Origin of the sequence: Microbacterium sp. NPDC064978, assembly GCF_044543605.1 — a bacterium.
In the GTDB taxonomy this organism is placed as follows: Bacteria; Actinomycetota; Actinomycetes; order Actinomycetales; family Microbacteriaceae; genus Microbacterium; species Microbacterium meiriae.
In genome coordinates, this window is the sequence record NZ_JBITWF010000003.1 from 172,799 (window position 1) to 189,520 (window position 16,722).

General features: G+C 67.1%; 26 protein-coding genes. All 26 read left to right on the forward strand.

Going from position 1 to position 16,722, the window contains the following annotated elements:
• Positions 1-37: 37 nt before the first annotated feature.
• The 26 genes from ACIGJI_RS10810 to rpsH all read left to right on the forward strand — a co-directional run bounded on the left by ACIGJI_RS10810 (position 38) and on the right by rpsH (position 16,718).
• The gene (locus tag ACIGJI_RS10810; RefSeq protein ID WP_187662257.1) at positions 38-364 is read left to right on the forward strand and encodes a PadR family transcriptional regulator; all 327 of its coding nucleotides are present in this window, start codon (positions 38-40) and stop codon (positions 362-364) included.
• A gap of 2 nt (positions 365-366) precedes the next feature.
• Complete coding sequence (locus ACIGJI_RS10815; protein WP_187662256.1) at positions 367-1,017, forward strand: HAAS signaling domain-containing protein; 651 nt, start codon at positions 367-369, stop codon at positions 1,015-1,017.
• A 64-nt stretch (positions 1,018-1,081) separates the two neighbouring features.
• Positions 1,082-1,234 carry a hypothetical protein gene (locus tag ACIGJI_RS10820; RefSeq protein WP_177173821.1) on the forward strand — a complete coding sequence of 51 codons (153 nt, stop codon included), beginning with the start codon at positions 1,082-1,084 and terminating at the stop codon, positions 1,232-1,234.
• Positions 1,235-1,347: 113 nt separating this feature from the next.
• Positions 1,348-2,463 (forward strand): ABC transporter, encoded by a 1,116-nt coding sequence (locus ACIGJI_RS10825; RefSeq protein WP_363446727.1) that lies wholly within the window; start codon positions 1,348-1,350, stop codon positions 2,461-2,463.
• Positions 2,464-2,534: 71 nt separating this feature from the next.
• On the forward strand, positions 2,535-2,963 hold the full coding sequence (locus ACIGJI_RS10830) for a hypothetical protein (protein ID WP_232089088.1): 429 nt from the start codon (positions 2,535-2,537) through the stop codon (positions 2,961-2,963).
• Positions 2,964-3,012: 49 nt separating this feature from the next.
• Complete coding sequence (locus ACIGJI_RS10835) at positions 3,013-3,660, forward strand: hypothetical protein (RefSeq protein ID WP_062765222.1); 648 nt, start codon at positions 3,013-3,015, stop codon at positions 3,658-3,660.
• 227 nt (positions 3,661-3,887) lie between these two features.
• Positions 3,888-4,256, forward strand: a complete 369-nt coding sequence (gene rpsL / locus ACIGJI_RS10840) for a 30S ribosomal protein S12 (RefSeq protein ID WP_018187369.1) — start codon at positions 3,888-3,890, stop codon at positions 4,254-4,256.
• 5 nt (positions 4,257-4,261) lie between these two features.
• Positions 4,262-4,732 carry a 30S ribosomal protein S7 gene (gene rpsG, locus ACIGJI_RS10845; protein WP_017201608.1) on the forward strand — a complete coding sequence of 157 codons (471 nt, stop codon included), beginning with the start codon at positions 4,262-4,264 and terminating at the stop codon, positions 4,730-4,732.
• A 96-nt stretch (positions 4,733-4,828) separates the two neighbouring features.
• On the forward strand, positions 4,829-6,943 hold the full coding sequence (gene fusA / locus ACIGJI_RS10850; RefSeq protein WP_025102411.1) for an elongation factor G: 2,115 nt from the start codon (positions 4,829-4,831) through the stop codon (positions 6,941-6,943).
• Positions 6,944-7,107: 164 nt separating this feature from the next.
• Positions 7,108-8,301: an elongation factor Tu gene (gene tuf / locus ACIGJI_RS10855; protein ID WP_025102410.1), complete on the forward strand. Its 1,194-nt coding sequence runs from the start codon at positions 7,108-7,110 to the stop codon at positions 8,299-8,301.
• A 148-nt stretch (positions 8,302-8,449) separates the two neighbouring features.
• The gene (locus ACIGJI_RS10860; RefSeq protein WP_062632875.1) at positions 8,450-8,662 is read left to right on the forward strand and encodes a hypothetical protein; all 213 of its coding nucleotides are present in this window, start codon (positions 8,450-8,452) and stop codon (positions 8,660-8,662) included.
• Between the two features lie 861 nt (positions 8,663-9,523).
• Positions 9,524-9,832: a 30S ribosomal protein S10 gene (gene rpsJ, locus ACIGJI_RS10865; RefSeq protein ID WP_017201594.1), complete on the forward strand. Its 309-nt coding sequence runs from the start codon at positions 9,524-9,526 to the stop codon at positions 9,830-9,832.
• Positions 9,833-9,840: 8 nt separating this feature from the next.
• A complete protein-coding gene (rplC, locus tag ACIGJI_RS10870) occupies positions 9,841-10,500 on the forward strand; it encodes a 50S ribosomal protein L3 (RefSeq protein WP_025102408.1) in 660 nt (219 codons plus the stop codon).
• 2 nt (positions 10,501-10,502) lie between these two features.
• Positions 10,503-11,165 (forward strand): 50S ribosomal protein L4, encoded by a 663-nt coding sequence (gene rplD, locus ACIGJI_RS10875; RefSeq protein ID WP_187662253.1) that lies wholly within the window; start codon positions 10,503-10,505, stop codon positions 11,163-11,165.
• Complete coding sequence (rplW, locus tag ACIGJI_RS10880) at positions 11,162-11,485, forward strand: 50S ribosomal protein L23 (RefSeq protein WP_025102406.1); 324 nt, start codon at positions 11,162-11,164, stop codon at positions 11,483-11,485. The genes rplD and rplW overlap by 4 nt, the downstream gene beginning before the upstream one ends.
• A 21-nt stretch (positions 11,486-11,506) precedes the next feature.
• On the forward strand, positions 11,507-12,346 hold the full coding sequence (gene rplB, locus ACIGJI_RS10885) for a 50S ribosomal protein L2 (protein WP_025102405.1): 840 nt from the start codon (positions 11,507-11,509) through the stop codon (positions 12,344-12,346).
• 12 nt (positions 12,347-12,358) lie between these two features.
• Complete coding sequence (gene rpsS, locus ACIGJI_RS10890) at positions 12,359-12,640, forward strand: 30S ribosomal protein S19 (protein WP_017201589.1); 282 nt, start codon at positions 12,359-12,361, stop codon at positions 12,638-12,640.
• 25 nt (positions 12,641-12,665) lie between these two features.
• A complete protein-coding gene (rplV, locus tag ACIGJI_RS10895) occupies positions 12,666-13,064 on the forward strand; it encodes a 50S ribosomal protein L22 (protein WP_060927232.1) in 399 nt (132 codons plus the stop codon).
• Positions 13,064-13,816 carry a 30S ribosomal protein S3 gene (gene rpsC / locus ACIGJI_RS10900; RefSeq protein ID WP_025102403.1) on the forward strand — a complete coding sequence of 251 codons (753 nt, stop codon included), beginning with the start codon at positions 13,064-13,066 and terminating at the stop codon, positions 13,814-13,816. The genes rplV and rpsC overlap by 1 nt, the downstream gene beginning before the upstream one ends.
• On the forward strand, positions 13,816-14,235 hold the full coding sequence (rplP, locus tag ACIGJI_RS10905) for a 50S ribosomal protein L16 (RefSeq protein WP_187662252.1): 420 nt from the start codon (positions 13,816-13,818) through the stop codon (positions 14,233-14,235). Before rpsC ends, rplP begins: the two co-directional genes overlap by 1 nt.
• A complete protein-coding gene (gene rpmC, locus ACIGJI_RS10910) occupies positions 14,235-14,552 on the forward strand; it encodes a 50S ribosomal protein L29 (RefSeq protein WP_025102401.1) in 318 nt (105 codons plus the stop codon). Before rplP ends, rpmC begins: the two co-directional genes overlap by 1 nt.
• Positions 14,552-14,869 (forward strand): 30S ribosomal protein S17, encoded by a 318-nt coding sequence (gene rpsQ / locus ACIGJI_RS10915; RefSeq protein WP_025102400.1) that lies wholly within the window; start codon positions 14,552-14,554, stop codon positions 14,867-14,869. Before rpmC ends, rpsQ begins: the two co-directional genes overlap by 1 nt.
• Complete coding sequence (rplN, locus tag ACIGJI_RS10920; protein ID WP_025102399.1) at positions 14,866-15,234, forward strand: 50S ribosomal protein L14; 369 nt, start codon at positions 14,866-14,868, stop codon at positions 15,232-15,234. Before rpsQ ends, rplN begins: the two co-directional genes overlap by 4 nt.
• 2 nt (positions 15,235-15,236) lie before the next feature.
• Positions 15,237-15,596, forward strand: coding sequence for a 50S ribosomal protein L24 (gene rplX, locus ACIGJI_RS10925; protein ID WP_187662251.1), 360 nt, complete (start codon positions 15,237-15,239; stop codon positions 15,594-15,596).
• Positions 15,596-16,186 carry a 50S ribosomal protein L5 gene (rplE, locus tag ACIGJI_RS10930; protein WP_187662250.1) on the forward strand — a complete coding sequence of 197 codons (591 nt, stop codon included), beginning with the start codon at positions 15,596-15,598 and terminating at the stop codon, positions 16,184-16,186. Before rplX ends, rplE begins: the two co-directional genes overlap by 1 nt.
• 133 nt (positions 16,187-16,319) lie before the next feature.
• Positions 16,320-16,718, forward strand: coding sequence for a 30S ribosomal protein S8 (rpsH, locus tag ACIGJI_RS10935; protein WP_025102396.1), 399 nt, complete (start codon positions 16,320-16,322; stop codon positions 16,716-16,718).
• Positions 16,719-16,722: the final 4 nt, after the last annotated feature.

Genomic DNA, 16,722 nt, shown 5'->3' on the forward strand with positions numbered 1-16,722 from the left:
TCGGTGCTAGCGTGCGTCACATGCTACCTTGTGAGGCATGACAGCTGACGTCGGGGCGCAGATGCGCAAAGGAGTGGTCGAGTACTGCGTGCTCGGCTTGCTCTCGCGTGAGCCCATGTACGGCTGGCAGCTGTCGGAGGCACTCACCGGAGCCGGGCTGATCGCCAGCATCGGCACGCTCTACCCGTTGCTCGGGCGCTTGCGGGACAACGGCTGGGTGACGACGTTCGACCGGCCGTCCGGAAGCGGTCCGGCGCGCAAGTACTACCGGCTCACGGATGCCGGTATCGATCAGCTCGCGCGCTTCCGGGCGCAGTGGGCGCCGTTCGCCCGTGCCGTCACGGGCATGGTGGGGGAAGGATGACCATGACCGAGAAGACCGCAGCCGAGTTGCGTGACGACTACCTGGCCCGGCTCGACGAGGCGATGCGCGGACTTCCGCACGGTGTCGCATCCGACATCCGTGGCGGGATCGCGGAGGAGCTCGACGGGCTCGACGCGGCAGCGACCGCGGAGCGGATCGACCGCCTGGGAGATCCGAGGGGGATCGCCCGCGAGGCGGAGGACGAGGTGCCGACCGCGCCGCCCCTCGTGCTCCCCGCGCCCGCCCCCGCGCCCTCGGCTCCGCGCACGCCGACGACCGCGACGCGGGGTTTCGCGATCGCGGCGGCGCTCACCCTGAGCTTCGGCGGAATCGTGGTGCCGGTCGTCGGCTGGTTCGTGGGCGCGGTGCTCGTGAGCCTCAGCCCGCTGTGGCGCACGTGGGAGAAGGCCGTCGCGATCCTGGTGCCCTTCGTTGCCACCGGGCTGTCCTTCCTGATCGCCTCGACGATGACCGGATTCTCCACCGGATCGGCGTCCGGCAGCTCGAGCGACGGCGACGTGATGTCGGAGGTGGTGAACCCGCTCGTCCCCGCTTTCGGCGAATGGCACCTCCTCCTCCTGCTGGGCGGACTGCTGGTACCGATCTCGGGACTCTGGCTGCTGTGGCGGATGCGCGGCCGCGGCACCCGCTGAGCGACACCACCTCGACGCGGCGTTGCTCCGCACCCGCGCGGGGGCTGGGGCCTACGGTGGGACCATGGCGCGAGTGGGGGGACGAAACCTCGGGATGAGCTGGTTCGCCGGCATCGTGTGCGCAGGGATCGTCGCCGGACTCGTCTGGCTCTCACTGCCGATGGTGCCGATCCTCGCGCAGTTCGCCGGGGACGCCCTCCGCAACACCTTCCCGTGAATCGCGCAGAGCCGCGGAAGCACGCGTATGGCGACACGTCGGCACGCCTAAGGAAGCGTCGGGAGCCGCGGCGGTAATCTCGCACTGCACATCCCCGATGAGAGGCGCATCCCATGAGTGATCCCGAGGCTCGTCAGCCCGAGAAGTCGAACGACGTCGACGACGTCGTCGGCAGCGCGAACGCCGGTCTCGACGCCGCGGCGGCGGCCCGCGGAGATGTCCCCGGCCACGTCGACGACGCACGTGCGGATGACTCCCGCGCCGCAGACACCACCGCGGCCTCCTCCGAGCCTGCGGCCGACCAGGCCGCGACGCGTCAGGAGCCCGCCGTCGACCCCGATCTCGCCGCGTTCGAGGCCGCCGAGCGCGACCACCCCAGTACTTTCAGCTCCGCCGCCCCGGCGCCCTCGCGCACCGACGGCGACCGCTTCGACGCCGATGGCCGTGAGGCGGGCCTCCGCGACGCCGACCGCCGCGATGCGACCCCGGAGACCTCGCTGTACGCGACGCCGGAGACCTCGCTGTACTCCACGCCGAGCACTCCCGCGCACGAGGAGTCGGCCATGGCCGGCGCAGCCTACGCGTCGCACGCTGACGACACCGACACCAGGATCGTGCCGTCCGAGCCGCTCACGAACGGCGCGGCCGCCGCACCGCAGCAGCCGCAGCCGATCTTCGTGCAGGCACCGGAGCCGCCGCGCGAGCGCGGCAACCGGGGCACCGCCGGCGCGATCGGCCTGCTCGCCACCGTCGCCTTCGCGCTGCTCTACCTCGCCACCACGCTCGGCCTCGTCGCCCTCGCCGGCGACGTGAACGGGGAGAACATCGGCGAAGCGCTCGTCGCCCCGCTGCTCACCTGGGGGTTCTGGACCCCGGTGGTCGTGTTCTTCCTCGGCTTCTGGCTCCTCGGAGCCATCATCAACCGCGGCCGCTGGGGCCTGTGGGTGGTGTTCGGCATCGTCGTCGGGCTCATCGCCTACGCCGGGCACATCCTGGGTCAGCTCTTCGAGGCGCCCTTCTGGAAGCTCACCGCATCGCAGGGTCTCGAAGTCGCGGGGGAGCAGCTGTTGGCCCCGCTCGCCATCGCGGCCTTCGTCTTCGCCCGCGAGCTCACCATCTGGTTCGGCGCCTGGGTGGCCCGCAGCGGTGCCCGCAAGACCGAGCTGAACGAGGAGGCGCAGCGCGAGTACGAGCGCACCCTCGAGGCCGGTCCCACCCTGTCGAGGTAATCACGAACACCACCACACCGAACCCCCGCGGGCCCGAGTCCGCGGGGGTTTCGGCTGTCCTCGCGGCGGTGATGGCCACCATCGCCTTCTTCGCCCTCGCCGTCTTCGGTCTCGGTGCGCTGAGCGTCGCCACCGACCGGGACATCATCGGCGTTCCAGGTCTTGGCCAGGTGCCCGGAGTGTCGGGCATGGTCGCGGCCGTGGTGGTCTTCGCGCTCGTCCTCTGGGCGACGGTGCGACGAGGGCATGCCTCCTTCGGCTCTGCTCCGGTGATCGCCCTGCTCACGGCGCTGGTGCACCTGATCACCGTCTGGATCGCCGTGCTCGTCGCGACGAGCGATGTGGTCGTGGCCACGGCCGTCGCCGGCGACCTCGTCCGCGGTGGCGCGAGCATCGTGCTCCTCGCCGCGGCGGCGGTGGCGGCGTGGGGCGGCATCGCCCTCCGCCGGACGAGGTCGGCGCAGCCGCGATGGCCGTGGGAGCGCGACGAGGAGGGGTGACACCCCGCAAATCCGCACGGTGAGCGGCGACGCGCCGTACGCTGGTGGGGTGGAGCGCTCATTGGAGACGCAGGTCGACCAGGCCGTCGAGGCCTGGTTGCGCTGGGTGCCGCGCTGGGAGCCGGCGACGCACCGCGGCCGCACCGCGCCGTGCCGGCGCTGCCTCGGCTCGCCCATCCTCGCCGCCGCAGGCATCGCGGGCACCACGCCGCATGGCGTCCAGCACGGCCTGTCGACGCGCATCAAGACGATCGTGGACCACGCGGTCGCGGAGTACACCGCGCGCAACCTGCCGACCCTGCAGCGTGAACTCGATCAGCAGGCCGCGCGCAACCGGGCTCGCAGCTACCGGCCGACGGAGGACCTCGATCCCGAGTTCGAGGGCATGCCGCTGGATCCGGAGCCGGTGCCGGGCGCCCCCTTCCTCTTCACGATCGCCGGTCTCGCCGACGATTCGGCCGCCGAGTTGCCGCCCCTGCCCCCGCTGTCGGACGAGGCCAAGACCGCTCTGCGACAGGAAGTCGCCTTGGCGGACGAGTACGCGAACCTCGTCGGGCGCGAGATCTGCGGGATCCTGCTCCGACACCGGATCACGATCCAGGCGGCGGTGTCGCGACACGTCGAGCCGCAGATCGAAGCGCTCCTGGCCGAGCTCACGGAGTCGCTGGACTCGCCGTTCGACCCCGACATCCCCTGACTTCGGGCGGCGCCGCGGAGCGCGACCGTCATTTGACCGTCAGGTTACGCGGCATTACACTTGATCAGGTGTGTGCACGTCCTGACGTGCGCGCTGGGCGTCGGCACCTCGCCGGTCCGCCCCCACGGCATACCCACCACACCAAAAGCTCGTCGGTTCCGGCGTGCCGGTGGGTCATGATGTGAAACCCATCACGCTGTCACCGTGCAGCACTATGAGGAGAGAACGTGCCAACCATTCAGCAGTTGGTTCGCAAGGGTCGCTCGCCCAAGGTCACGAAGACCAAGGCACCCGCGCTCAAGGCGAACCCGCAGCAGGCCGGGGTCTGCACCCGCGTCTACACCACCACCCCGAAGAAGCCGAACTCGGCGATGCGCAAGGTCGCTCGTGTGAAGCTCCGCAACGGGACCGAGGTCACCGCGTACATCCCCGGTGAGGGCCACAACCTGCAGGAGCACTCCCTGGTGCTCGTCCGCGGCGGTCGTGTGAAGGACCTCCCCGGTGTGCGTTACAAGATCGTCCGTGGTGCCCTGGACACCCAGGCCGTCAAGAACCGTAAGCAGGCTCGTTCCCGCTACGGCGCGAAGAAGGGTTGAGTTAGATGCCTCGTAAGGGTCCCGCCCCCAAGCGCCCCGTCGTCAACGACCCGGTCTACGGCGCACCGATCGTCACCTCGCTGGTGAACAAGATCCTCGTCGACGGCAAGAAGTCGCTGGCCGAGTCGATCGTCTACGGCGCCCTCCGCGGCGTCGAGGCGAAGAACGGCCAGGACGCCGTCGCCACCCTGAAGAAGGCGCTCGACAACGTGCGCCCCACGCTCGAGGTCCGCAGCCGCCGTGTCGGTGGCTCGACCTACCAGGTTCCGGTCGAGGTCAAGCCGCACCGTGCGAACACCCTCGCGCTGCGCTGGCTCGTGAGCTACGCCAAGGGTCGTCGTGAGAAGACGATGACCGAGCGTCTCCAGAACGAGATCCTCGACGCGTCGAACGGCCTGGGTGCCGCGGTCAAGCGCCGTGAGGACACCCACAAGATGGCCGAGTCGAACCGCGCGTTCGCTCACTACCGCTGGTAACCCCTTCGACGGGCTCAGGGACCCTTCCGCGTTCCTGGGCCCGTCGCACCCCCTCTTCGCAGTACACCTGCTGCTCCAATAGATAAGGACACTCCTGTGGCACAAGACGTGCTCACGGACCTGAGCAAGGTCCGCAACATCGGCATCATGGCGCACATCGATGCCGGCAAGACCACGACGACCGAGCGCATCCTGTTCTACACGGGCGTCAACCACAAGCTCGGCGAGACGCACGACGGCGCGTCGACCACCGACTGGATGGAGCAGGAGAAGGAGCGCGGCATCACGATCACGTCTGCCGCCGTGACCTGCTTCTGGAACAAGAACCAGATCAACATCATCGACACCCCCGGTCACGTGGACTTCACGGTCGAGGTGGAGCGCTCGCTCCGCGTCCTCGACGGCGCGGTCGCCGTGTTCGACGGCAAGGAGGGCGTCGAGCCCCAGTCCGAGACCGTGTGGCGTCAGGCCGACAAGTACAACGTCCCCCGCATCTGCTTCGTCAACAAGATGGACAAGCTCGGCGCGGACTTCTACTTCACGGTCGACACGATCATCAACCGCCTCGGCGCGAAGCCGCTGGTGCTGCAGCTCCCGATCGGTGCCGAGAACGACTTCGTCGGCGTCATCGACCTCGTCGAGATGCGTGCTCTGGTCTGGCCCGGCGACGCCAAGGGTGACGTGACCATGGGCGCCTCCTACGAGGTGCAGGAGATCCCGGCCGACCTCAAGGACAAGGCCGAGGACTACCGCCAGCAGCTGCTGGAGACGGTCGCCGAGACCGACGAGGAGCTTCTCGAGAAGTTCTTCGGCGGCGAGGAGCTCACCGTCGCGGAGATCAAGGGCGCCATCCGCAAGATGGTCGTCGCCAGCGAGATCTACCCGGTCCTCTGCGGCTCCGCCTTCAAGAACCGCGGTGTGCAGCCGATGCTGGACGCCGTCGTCGACTACCTCCCGTCCCCGCTGGACGTGCCCGCCATCGAGGCGCACGACCCGAAGGACGAGGAGAAGATCATCGAGCGTCACCCCGACGCGAAGGACCCGTTCGCGGCCCTGGCCTTCAAGGTCGCCGTGCACCCGTTCTTCGGTCGTCTGACGTACGTGCGCGTCTACTCGGGCGAGCTCGAGTCGGGTGCCCAGGTCATCAACTCGACCAAGGGCAAGAAGGAGCGCATCGGGAAGATCTTCCAGATGCACGCCAACAAGGAGAACCCGGTCGACAAGCTGACCGCCGGCAACATCTACGCCGTCATCGGCCTGAAGGACACCACCACCGGTGACACCCTCGCCGACATCGCGCAGCCGGTCGTCCTCGAGTCGATGACGTTCCCGGAGCCGGTGATCGAGGTCGCCATCGAGCCGAAGACCAAGGCCGACCAGGAGAAGCTGGGTCTCGCGATCCAGAAGCTCGCTGAGGAGGACCCGACCTTCCGCACGGAGCTCAACCCCGAGACCGGTCAGACGACCATCAAGGGTATGGGCGAGCTGCACCTCGACATCCTCGTGGACCGCATGAAGCGCGAGTTCCGCGTCGAGGCGAACGTCGGCAAGCCGCAGGTCGCGTACCGCGAGACGATCCGCAAGGCCGTCGAGAAGCACGACTACACGCACAAGAAGCAGACCGGTGGATCGGGCCAGTTCGCCAAGATCCAGTTCAACATCGAGCCGCTCGAGCTCGACGGCGAGAAGACGTACGAGTTCGTGAACGCGGTCACCGGTGGCCGTATCCCGCGCGAGTACATCGGCTCGATCGACGCCGGTTTCCAGGACGCCATGAACGTCGGTGTCCTCGCGGGCTACCCGATGGTGGGCGTCAAGGCGACCATCGTCGACGGTGCGGCGCACGACGTCGACTCCTCGGAGATGGCGTTCAAGATCGCGGGCTCCATGGGCTTCAAGGAGGCCGCTCGCCGTGCCAACCCCGTGCTGCTCGAGCCGCTGATGGCCGTCGAGGTCCGTACTCCGGAGGAGTACATGGGCGACGTCATCGGCGACCTGAACTCGCGTCGTGGCCAGATCCAGTCGATGGAGGACGCCGCCGGCGTCAAGGTCGTGCGCGCCGCGGTGCCGCTGTCCGAGATGTTCGGCTACATCGGCGACCTGCGCTCGAAGACCTCGGGCCGTGCCGTCTACTCCATGGAGTTCGACAGCTACGCCGAGGTCCCGCGCGCGGTGGCCGACGAGATCGTCCAGAAGGCCAAGGGCGAGTAATTCTTCTGGGAGCCCTGGGTCGCTGAGCCTGTCGACGCACCCGGGGTTCCCAGGTCACCTACAACTTCACATTCCCTCTCTACTAAACTGAGAACCTAACCCGTAGAGAACCGGTCGCAAACCAGTGCCCGGCACCTCTACAACGACGTCCTGAGGAGGACCCAGTGGCTAAGGCCAAGTTCGAGCGGACCAAGCCGCACGTCAACATCGGAACGATCGGTCACGTCGACCACGGCAAGACCACGCTCTCCGCAGCGATCTCGAAGGTGCTTGCCGACAAGTACCCGTCCGACACGAACGTGCAGCGCGACTTCGCTTCCATCGACTCGGCGCCGGAAGAGCGCCAGCGCGGTATCACGATCAACATCTCGCACATCGAGTACGAGACCCCGAAGCGCCACTACGCACACGTTGACGCCCCCGGCCACGCCGACTACGTCAAGAACATGATCACGGGTGCGGCGCAGATGGACGGCGCGATCCTCGTCGTCGCGGCCACCGACGGCCCGATGGCGCAGACGCGCGAGCACGTTCTGCTCGCCAAGCAGGTCGGCGTCCCCTACCTGCTCGTCGCGCTGAACAAGTCCGACGCGGTCGACGACGAGGAGATCCTGGAGCTCGTCGAGCTCGAGGTCCGCGAGCTGCTCTCGAGCCAGGGCTTCGACGGCGACAACGCTCCCGTCGTCCGTGTCTCCGCTCTCAAGGCCCTCGAGGGCGACGAGAAGTGGGTCGACGCGATCCTCGAGCTCATGCAGGCTGTCGACGACAGCGTTCCGGACCCGGAGCGTGACCGCGACAAGCCGTTCCTCATGCCCGTCGAGGACGTCTTCACGATCACCGGTCGTGGCACCGTCGTCACGGGTCGCGCCGAGCGTGGCACCCTGGCCATCAACTCCGAGGTCGAGATCGTGGGTCTGCGCCCGACGCAGAAGACGACCGTCACCGGTATCGAGATGTTCCACAAGCAGCTCGACGAGGCATGGGCCGGCGAGAACTGTGGTCTGCTCCTCCGCGGCACCAAGCGCGAGGACGTGGAGCGCGGTCAGGTCATCGTGAAGCCGGGTTCGGTCACGCCGCACACCAACTTCGAGGGCACGGCCTACATCCTGTCCAAGGACGAGGGTGGCCGCCACAACCCCTTCTACACGAACTACCGTCCGCAGTTCTACTTCCGCACCACGGACGTCACCGGCGTCATCTCGCTGCCCGAGGGCACCGAGATGGTCATGCCCGGCGACACCACCGACATGACGGTCGAGCTGATCCAGCCGATCGCCATGGAGGAGGGCCTCGGCTTCGCCATCCGTGAGGGTGGTCGTACGGTCGGCGCCGGTACGGTGACGAAGATCATCAAGTAAGCATCCGCTTCCTCGCAGAGGGGTCGAGCCTTCGGGCTCGGCCCCTCTGTCGTTTTCCGCATCGAGGGTTCCGTCGCTCGGCTCTGCCCTGCACAATGAGGTGGTCCGGCGGGATCGCCGGACGCACACACCTCCGAAGGGGATTCACATGGGTATCGAGGACGCCGTCAACAAGGGCAAGGACCTGTACGAGCAGAACAAGGACAAGCTCGCCGAAGCGGTCAAGAGCGAGCAGGCCGAGGACATCAGCGACAAGGTCCTCGACGGCGTCGCCGACTTCGCGAAGAAGATCGCACCCGGCGCCGCCGACAAGATCGACGAGATCCGCGAGAGCGCTGACAAGAGCATCGGCAACGAGTAGAGCCGGACGTCTCCGCGAAGAGCGGCGGTCCCCGCACCCGGGACCGCCGCTCTTCCGCGTCGGGGAGAAGCGCGGCGCCCTCGGATGTGGCGGATTCTCCGAGGGATCGAGTAGGATCGTCTCGACCGCCTGGGGATCTTGCGGTCGGGGCGCCGAAGGGGTTCGGCTCCCGAATCACGCGGGTCATCCGCGTTCACACTGGGGAAAGCGATCTTGGGGATCATCGTGCGACGCGCGCACTCCGTGCGCCTGAGCGTCTCCCCGCCTGCGCGGCGGGTCTTCCGCCGTGCCCTCGGTCGAGGCGTCCGGCGTCCCTTCACGCCGGATTCCTCGCGTTCGGTGTGCCCCCTCGCACCGGACGCCCTCCCCAAGCGGGGCGAGGCATGGGGATGCCTCGCCCCGCGCTCCTCTGCGCGCTGAGCTCCCGCGGCGACGAGGTTCGCTGGGAGTCCGGTGAGCGCGACACGCCCGGGTTTGCAGAAGTGAAATCCGCCGTGGCAGAATAGACAGGTTCGATATTCCGTCGCCGCTGTGCGTGCGCCGGATCACTGCCAGGGCAGTGCATAGACGGCGCCTCCTCCGGGAGGCTGCAGGGTTCTAGGCCGCGGGTAGCAGAACACAATCCCGACACCTTCATCATCGAGGGCACTGCCGTGCGCGGCGGGGGTCGGGCATCCGTTCACCTTCGGGTGGGCGGCTGACAGCAGAACAGTGGTGCAGCCTCTTCGACAGGCTCCCGGGCCGCGAGGTCGAGGAGTCCGAGAAGACGAGTGCCGAGGCGCGAACAGCGCCGACGTGCGTCCAATGCCCCAGGGCCACCCGGTCCAGGACGGTAAGACGCTGAAAGAGAGAGAGCAGACAATGGCGGGACAGAAGATCCGCATTCGCCTGAAGTCGTATGACCACGAGGTCATCGACACGTCCGCACGCAAGATCGTCGACACCGTGACCCGTGCGGGCGCGACCGTCGTCGGCCCCGTGCCCCTTCCGACCGAGAAGAACGTCGTGTGCGTCATCCGGTCGCCCCACAAGTACAAGGACAGCCGCGAGCACTTCGAGATGCGCACCCACAAGCGTCTGATCGACATCGTCGACCCGACGCCGAAGGCCGTCGACTCGCTGATGCGTCTCGACCTGCCGGCTGACGTCAACATCGAGATCAAGCTCTGAGGTCCGCCATGGTTGACATCAACTCCAAGGTTTCCAAGGGCATGCTCGGCACCAAGCTCGGCATGACCCAGGTCTGGAACGAGAACGGCAAGCTCGTTCCCGTCACCGTCATCGAGCTCGCCCCGAACGTGGTCACCCAGATCCGTACCCCCGAGAAGGACGGCTACAACGCCGTGCAGATCGCGTACGGCCAGATCGACCCCCGCAAGGTGAACAAGCCCCTCTCGGCTCACTTCGAGGCTGCCGGCGTCACGCCGCGTCGCCACGTGACCGAGGTCCGCACGGCCGACGCCGCCGACTACACCCTGGGCCAGGAGCTCACGGTGGACGGCACGTTCGAGGCCGGCCAGCTCGTCGACGTCGTCGGCACGAGCAAGGGCAAGGGCACCGCCGGTGTCATGAAGCGCCACAACTTCAAGGGCGTCTCGGCATCGCACGGTGCACACCGCAACCACCGCAAGCCCGGCTCCATCGGCGCATCGTCGACCCCGAGCCGCGTCTTCAAGGGCATGCGCATGGCCGGCCGTATGGGTGGCGAGCGCGTGACCGTCCTCAACCTCACGGTGCACGCCATCGACATCGAGAAGGGACTCATGCTCGTCAAGGGCGCCGTCCCCGGTGCTCGCGGCCGCATCGTCTACGTCCGCAACGCAGTGAAGGGTGCCTGATCATGGCTGACTCCACTCTCGCGCTCGACGTCCTCAAGGCAGACGGCAAGAAGGCAGGCTCCGTCGAGCTTCCCGCCGCTCTGTTCGACGTCAAGACGAACATCCCGCTCATCCACCAGGTCGTCGTCGCGCAGCTCGCGGCGGCTCGCCAGGGCACGCACTCGACCAAGCGTCGTGGTGAGGTCTCCGGTGCCGGCCGCAAGCCCTTCAAGCAGAAGGGCACGGGTAACGCCCGTCAGGGCTCGATCCGCGCGCCGCACATGACCGGCGGTGGCATCGTGCACGGCCCGAAGCCGCGCGACTACTCGCAGCGCACCCCCAAGAAGATGATCGCGGCCGCCCTGCTGGGCGCGCTCAGCGACCGCTTCCGCGGCGACCGCCTGCACGCGATCGACACGTTCGGCACCGACGGCGCGCCGTCGACCAAGGCTGCTGCGGGCTTCCTCGCCCAGGTCGCCACGTCGAAGAACGTCCTCGTGGTCATCGAGCGCGGCGACGAGCTCGCGCTCAAGAGCCTGCGCAACCTCGGCAACGTGCACCTGCTGTCGTACGACCAGCTCAACGCCTACGACGTGCTCGTCTCCGACGACATCGTCTTCACCCAGGCCGCGCTCGAGGGCTTCATCGCCTCCAAGTCCGGCGCCAACCAGGAGGTCTCCGCATGAGCGAGCAGGCATCTGTTCTCCAGACGGCCCTGAACAAGGACCCGCGCGACATCATCCTGAAGCCGGTCGTGTCCGAGAAGAGCTACGGCCTGATCGACGAGGGCAAGTACACCTTCCTCGTCGACCCGCGCGCTTCGAAGACCGAGATCAAGCTCGCCATCGAGAAGATCTTCGGCGTCAAGGTCGCGTCCGTCAACACGATCAACCGCGTCGGCAAGGCCCGTCGCACCCGCTTCGGCACCGGTAAGCGCAAGGACACCAAGCGCGCCATCGTGAGCCTGAAGTCGGGCACCATCGACATCTTCACGGCAATCGGCTGATCCGGGGGATAAAGGACAATCATGGCTATTCGCAAGTACAAGCCCACGACCCCGGGCCGTCGCGGCTCGTCGGTGGCTGACTTCGCCGAGATCACCCGATCGACGCCGGAGAAGTCGCTGCTGCGCCCGATCTCGAAGACCGGTGGTCGCAACAACCAGGGCCGCATCACGACCCGTCACATCGGTGGTGGCCACAAGCGCCAGTACCGCGTCATCGACTTCCGTCGCAATGACAAGGACGGCGTGAACGCCAAGGTCGCTCACATCGAGTACGACCCCAACCGCACCGCGCGCATCGCGCTGCTGCACTACTTCGACGGCGAGAAGCGCTACATCCTCGCGCCGGCGAAGCTGAAGCAGGGCGACATCGTCGAGTCGGGCCCCGCGGCGGACATCAAGCCGGGAAACAACCTCCCGCTGAAGAACATCCCCACGGGTACCGTCATCCACGCCATCGAGCTCCGCCCCGGCGGCGGCGCGAAGATGGCGCGCTCGGCCGGTGCATCGGTCCGCCTCGTCGCCAAGGACGGCCCCTACGCCCAGCTGCGTCTGCCCTCCGGAGAGATCCGCAACGTCGATGCGCGCTGCCGCGCGACCATCGGCGAGGTCGGCAACGCCGAGCAGTCGAACATCAACTGGGGCAAGGCCGGCCGCATGCGCTGGAAGGGCGTCCGCCCGACCGTCCGCGGTGTCGCGATGAACCCGGTCGACCACCCGCACGGTGGTGGTGAGGGCAAGACGTCCGGTGGACGTCACCCCGTCTCCCCGTGGGGTCAGGCCGAGGGCCGCACCCGCCACGCCAACAAGGAAAGCGACAAGTACATCGTGCGTCGTCGCAACGCCGGCAAGAAGCGCAAGTAGGAGTAAGAGAAGATGCCTCGCAGTCTCAAGAAGGGCCCCTTCGTCGACGAGCACCTGCTTCGCAAGGTGGTCGTGCAGAACGAAGCCGGCACGAAGAACGTCATCAAGACCTGGTCCCGCCGGTCCATGATCATCCCGGCCATGCTGGGTCACACGATCGCGGTCCACGACGGTCGCAAGCACATCCCCGTGTTTGTCTCCGAGACCATGGTCGGTCACAAGCTGGGCGAGTTCGCGCCCACCCGCACCTTCCGCGGCCACGAGAAGGACGACAAGAAGGGCCGCCGCCGCTGACGCGGTGGCGATAGAGGAGAGAGAAATGGTGGAGTCCATCGCACGCGTGCGACACATCCGCGTGACCCCTCAGAAGGCTCGTCGTGTCGTCGCGCTCATCAAGGGCAAGCAGGCCCAGGAGGCTCTGGCGATCCTGAAGTTCGCTCAGCAGTCCGCCAGTGAGCCGATCTACAAGCTTGTCGCGTCGGCCATGGCCAACGCGCAGGTCAAGGCGGATCGTGACGGCGAGTACCTCGACGAGCAGGACCTGTACGTGGCTAACGCCTACGTCGACGAGGGCACGACGCTCAAGCGTTTCCAGCCCCGTGCACAGGGTCGCGCTTTCCAGATCAAGAAGCGCACGAGCCACATCACGGTCGTGCTCTCGACGCCGGAGGCGGCTCCTGCCGCGGCCGGCGACAGCAACAAGAAGGCGAGCAAGTAATGGGACAGAAGGTCAACCCGTACGGCTTCCGCCTCGGCATCACCACGGACCACGTGTCGCGCTGGTTCTCCGACTCGACGAAGCCGGGTCAGCGTTACGCCGACTACGTGGCCGAGGACATCAAGATCCGTCGCCTGCTGCAGACGCAGCTCGACCGTGCCGGCGTCTCGAACATCGAGATCGAGCGCACCCGTGACCGCGTCCGCGTCGACATCCACACCGCCCGTCCGGGCATCGTGATCGGTCGTCGTGGTGCCGAGGCCGAGCGCATCCGCGGCGACCTCGAGAAGCTCACGGGCAAGCAGATCCAGCTGAACATCCTCGAGGTCAAGAACCCCGAGGCCGACGCTCAGCTGGTCGCCCAGGGCATCGCCGAGCAGCTCTCGGCTCGTGTGGCGTTCCGCCGCGCGATGCGCAAGGGTCTGCAGGGCGCGCAGCGCGCCGGCGCCAAGGGCATCCGCATCCAGGTCTCGGGCCGTCTCGGCGGCGCCGAGATGAGCCGGTCGGAGTTCTACCGCGAGGGTCGTGTGCCGCTGCACACGCTGCGCGCGAACATCGACTACGGCTTCTACGAGGCCAAGACCACCTTCGGCCGCATCGGCGTGAAGGTGTGGATCTACAAGGGCGACCTCACCGCCAAGGAGCTCGCGCGCGAGCAGGCCAACGCGCCGAAGTCGCGCCGTGACGACCGTGGTGACCGCCGCCGTGCCCCGCGCAACGAGGCACCTGTTGCAGAAGGAGCGTCGGCATAATGCTCATCCCCCGTAAGGTCAAGTACCGCAAGCAGCACCACCCGGGGCGCTCGGGTCAGGCCACCGGCGGCACGAAGGTCTCCTTCGGCGAGTACGGTATCCAGGCCCTCACCCCCGCGTACGTGACGAACCGTCAGATCGAGTCCGCTCGTATCGCGATGACCCGTCACATCAAGCGTGGCGGCAAGGTGTGGATCAACATCTACCCGGACCGTCCGCTCACGAAGAAGCCTGCCGAGACCCGCATGGGTTCCGGTAAGGGTTCCCCCGAGTGGTGGGTCGCCAACGTCAAGCCGGGCCGCGTCCTCTTCGAGGTCGCGGGTGTCGACGAGCAGCTCGCTCGCGAGGCACTGACCCGTGCAATCCACAAGCTGCCGCTCAAGGCACGCATCATCAAGCGCGAGGAGGGCGACGCGTAATGGCGATCGGCACCAAGGAGCTCGCTCCGGCAGAGCTCGACACGTTCGAAGACCAGCGCCTCGTTGAGGAGCTGCGCAAGGCCAAGGAGGAGCTGTTCAACCTCCGTTTCCAGTCGGCCACCGGCCAGCTGGAGAGCCACGGCCGCATCCGCGCCGTCAAGCGCGACATCGCGCGCCTCTACACGGTGATCCGCGAGCGCGAGCTGGGCATCCGTGCGACGCCCGCTCCGGTCGAGGCTCCCGCGAAGAAGGCGACCAAGTCGAAGGCGAAGAAGGCGGACGCCGCCGAGGACGCCCCGAAGGAAGAGGCTGAGTGATGGCCACCAAGAAGGAAGCCGCCGTCGAGGCTGAGCACGCCGCTCACGACGTGCGCGACGCCGACGCCCGCGGGTACCGCAAGGCCCGTCGTGGCTATGTCGTCAGCGACAAGATGGACAAGACGATCGTCGTCGAGGTCGAGGACCGCGTGAAGCACCCGCTTTACGGCAAGGTCATCCGCCGCACGTCGAAGGTCAAGGCGCACGATGAGGCGAACTCCGCCGGCATCGGCGACCTGGTCCTGATCAACGAGACCCGCCCGCTGAGCGCCACCAAGCGCTGGCGTCTGGTGGAGATTCTGGAGAAGGCCAAGTGATTCAGCAGGAGTCCCGTCTCAAGGTCGCCGACAACACCGGCGCCAAGGAGCTGCTCACGATCCGCGTCCTCGGTGGCTCGCGCCGCCGGTACGCCGGTCTGGGCGACACCATCGTCGCGACCGTCAAGGACGCGATCCCCGGTGGCAACGTCAAGAAGGGCGACGTCGTCAAGGCGGTCATCGTCCGCACCAAGAAGGAGACCCGTCGTCCCGACGGCTCCTACATCAAGTTCGACGAGAACGCCGCCGTCATCCTGAAGAACGACGGGGAGCCCCGCGGCACCCGTATCTTCGGGCCGGTCGGCCGTGAGCTTCGCGACAAGAAGTTCATGAAGATCGTCTCGCTGGCACCGGAGGTCATCTGATCATGGCGAAGATCAAGAAGGGCGACCTGGTTCAGGTCATCTCGGGCGCCAAGCCCGAGCGTGGTGGCGACCGCGGCAAGCAGGGCAAGGTCCTCGACGTCCTCGTCGGGCAGAACCGTGTCGTCGTCGAAGGCGTCAACTACGTCACCAAGCACACGCGCGTCGGTCAGACGCAGCGTGGCACCAAGACGGGTGGCCTCGAGACCGTCGAGGCGCCCATCCACATCTCGAACGTCGCACTCGTCGACCCCTCGACCAAGAAGCCGACCAAGGTCGGCCACCGGGTCGAGGAGCAGACCAAGGACGGCGTGAAGCGCACCGTCCGCGTGCGCTTCGCGAAGAAGAGCGGTAAGGACCTCTGATGGCAACGACCGACGCTGCGGTGGCTGGCAAGATCCAGCCCCGCCTGAAGGCGAAGTACAACGCCGAGATCAAGAAGGCTCTGCAGGACGAGTTCGGCTACGAGAACGTCATGCAGATCCCCGGCCTGGTCAAGGTCGTCGTGAACACCGGTGTCGGCGAGGCTGCTCGCGACAGCAAGGTGATCGATGGGGCGGTCGACGACCTCACCAAGATCACCGGCCAGAAGCCGATCGTCACCAAGGCCCGCAAGTCCATCGCGCAGTTCAAGCTGCGTGAGGGCCAGGCCATCGGCGCGCACGTCACCCTCCGTGGCGACCGTGCGTGGGAGTTCGTGGACCGCCTGGTGTCGCTCGCGCTGCCCCGCATCCGCGACTTCCGCGGTCTGTCGGGCAAGCAGTTCGACGGCAACGGCAACTACACCTTCGGTCTCCAGGAGCAGAGCGTGTTCCACGAGATCGATCAGGACAAGATTGACCGCGTCCGTGGTTTTGACATCACCGTCGTGACCTCGGCGAAGACGGACGACGAGGGACGCGCGCTGCTGCGTCACCTCGGCTTCCCGTTCCGCGCGGACGACGCCCAGGCGTGACCCTTCGACGGGCTCAGTGGTCTCCGTGTCACTGAGCCCGTCGATGTGCACGTACAATTGAAGATTGCGTGCTCATCGCAGGCCGTCTGTCGTGTAACGGCAGCCGGAACCTCATGATCGAAAGTAGACAACAATGACAATGACAGACCCGGTCGCAGACATGCTGACCCGTCTGCGCAACGCGAACTCGGCGCACCACGACACCGTGACGCTGCCGTCGAGCAAGCTCAAGACGCACATCGCAGAGATCCTCCAGCAGGAGGGCTACATCGCCGGTTGGGAGACCTCCGACGCTCGCGTGGGCAAGAACCTCACGCTGACGCTGAAGTACGGTCCGAACCGCGAGCGCTCGATCGCGGGCATCAAGCGCGTGTCGAAGCCCGGCCTGCGCGTGTACGCGAAGTCGACCGAGATCCCCACGGTCCTCGGCGGCCTCGGCGTGGCCATCCTGTCCACCTCCTCCGGTCTCCTCACGGACCGCCAGGCTGAGCAGAAGGGCGTGGGCGGAGAAGTTCTCGCCTACGTGTGGTAATCCG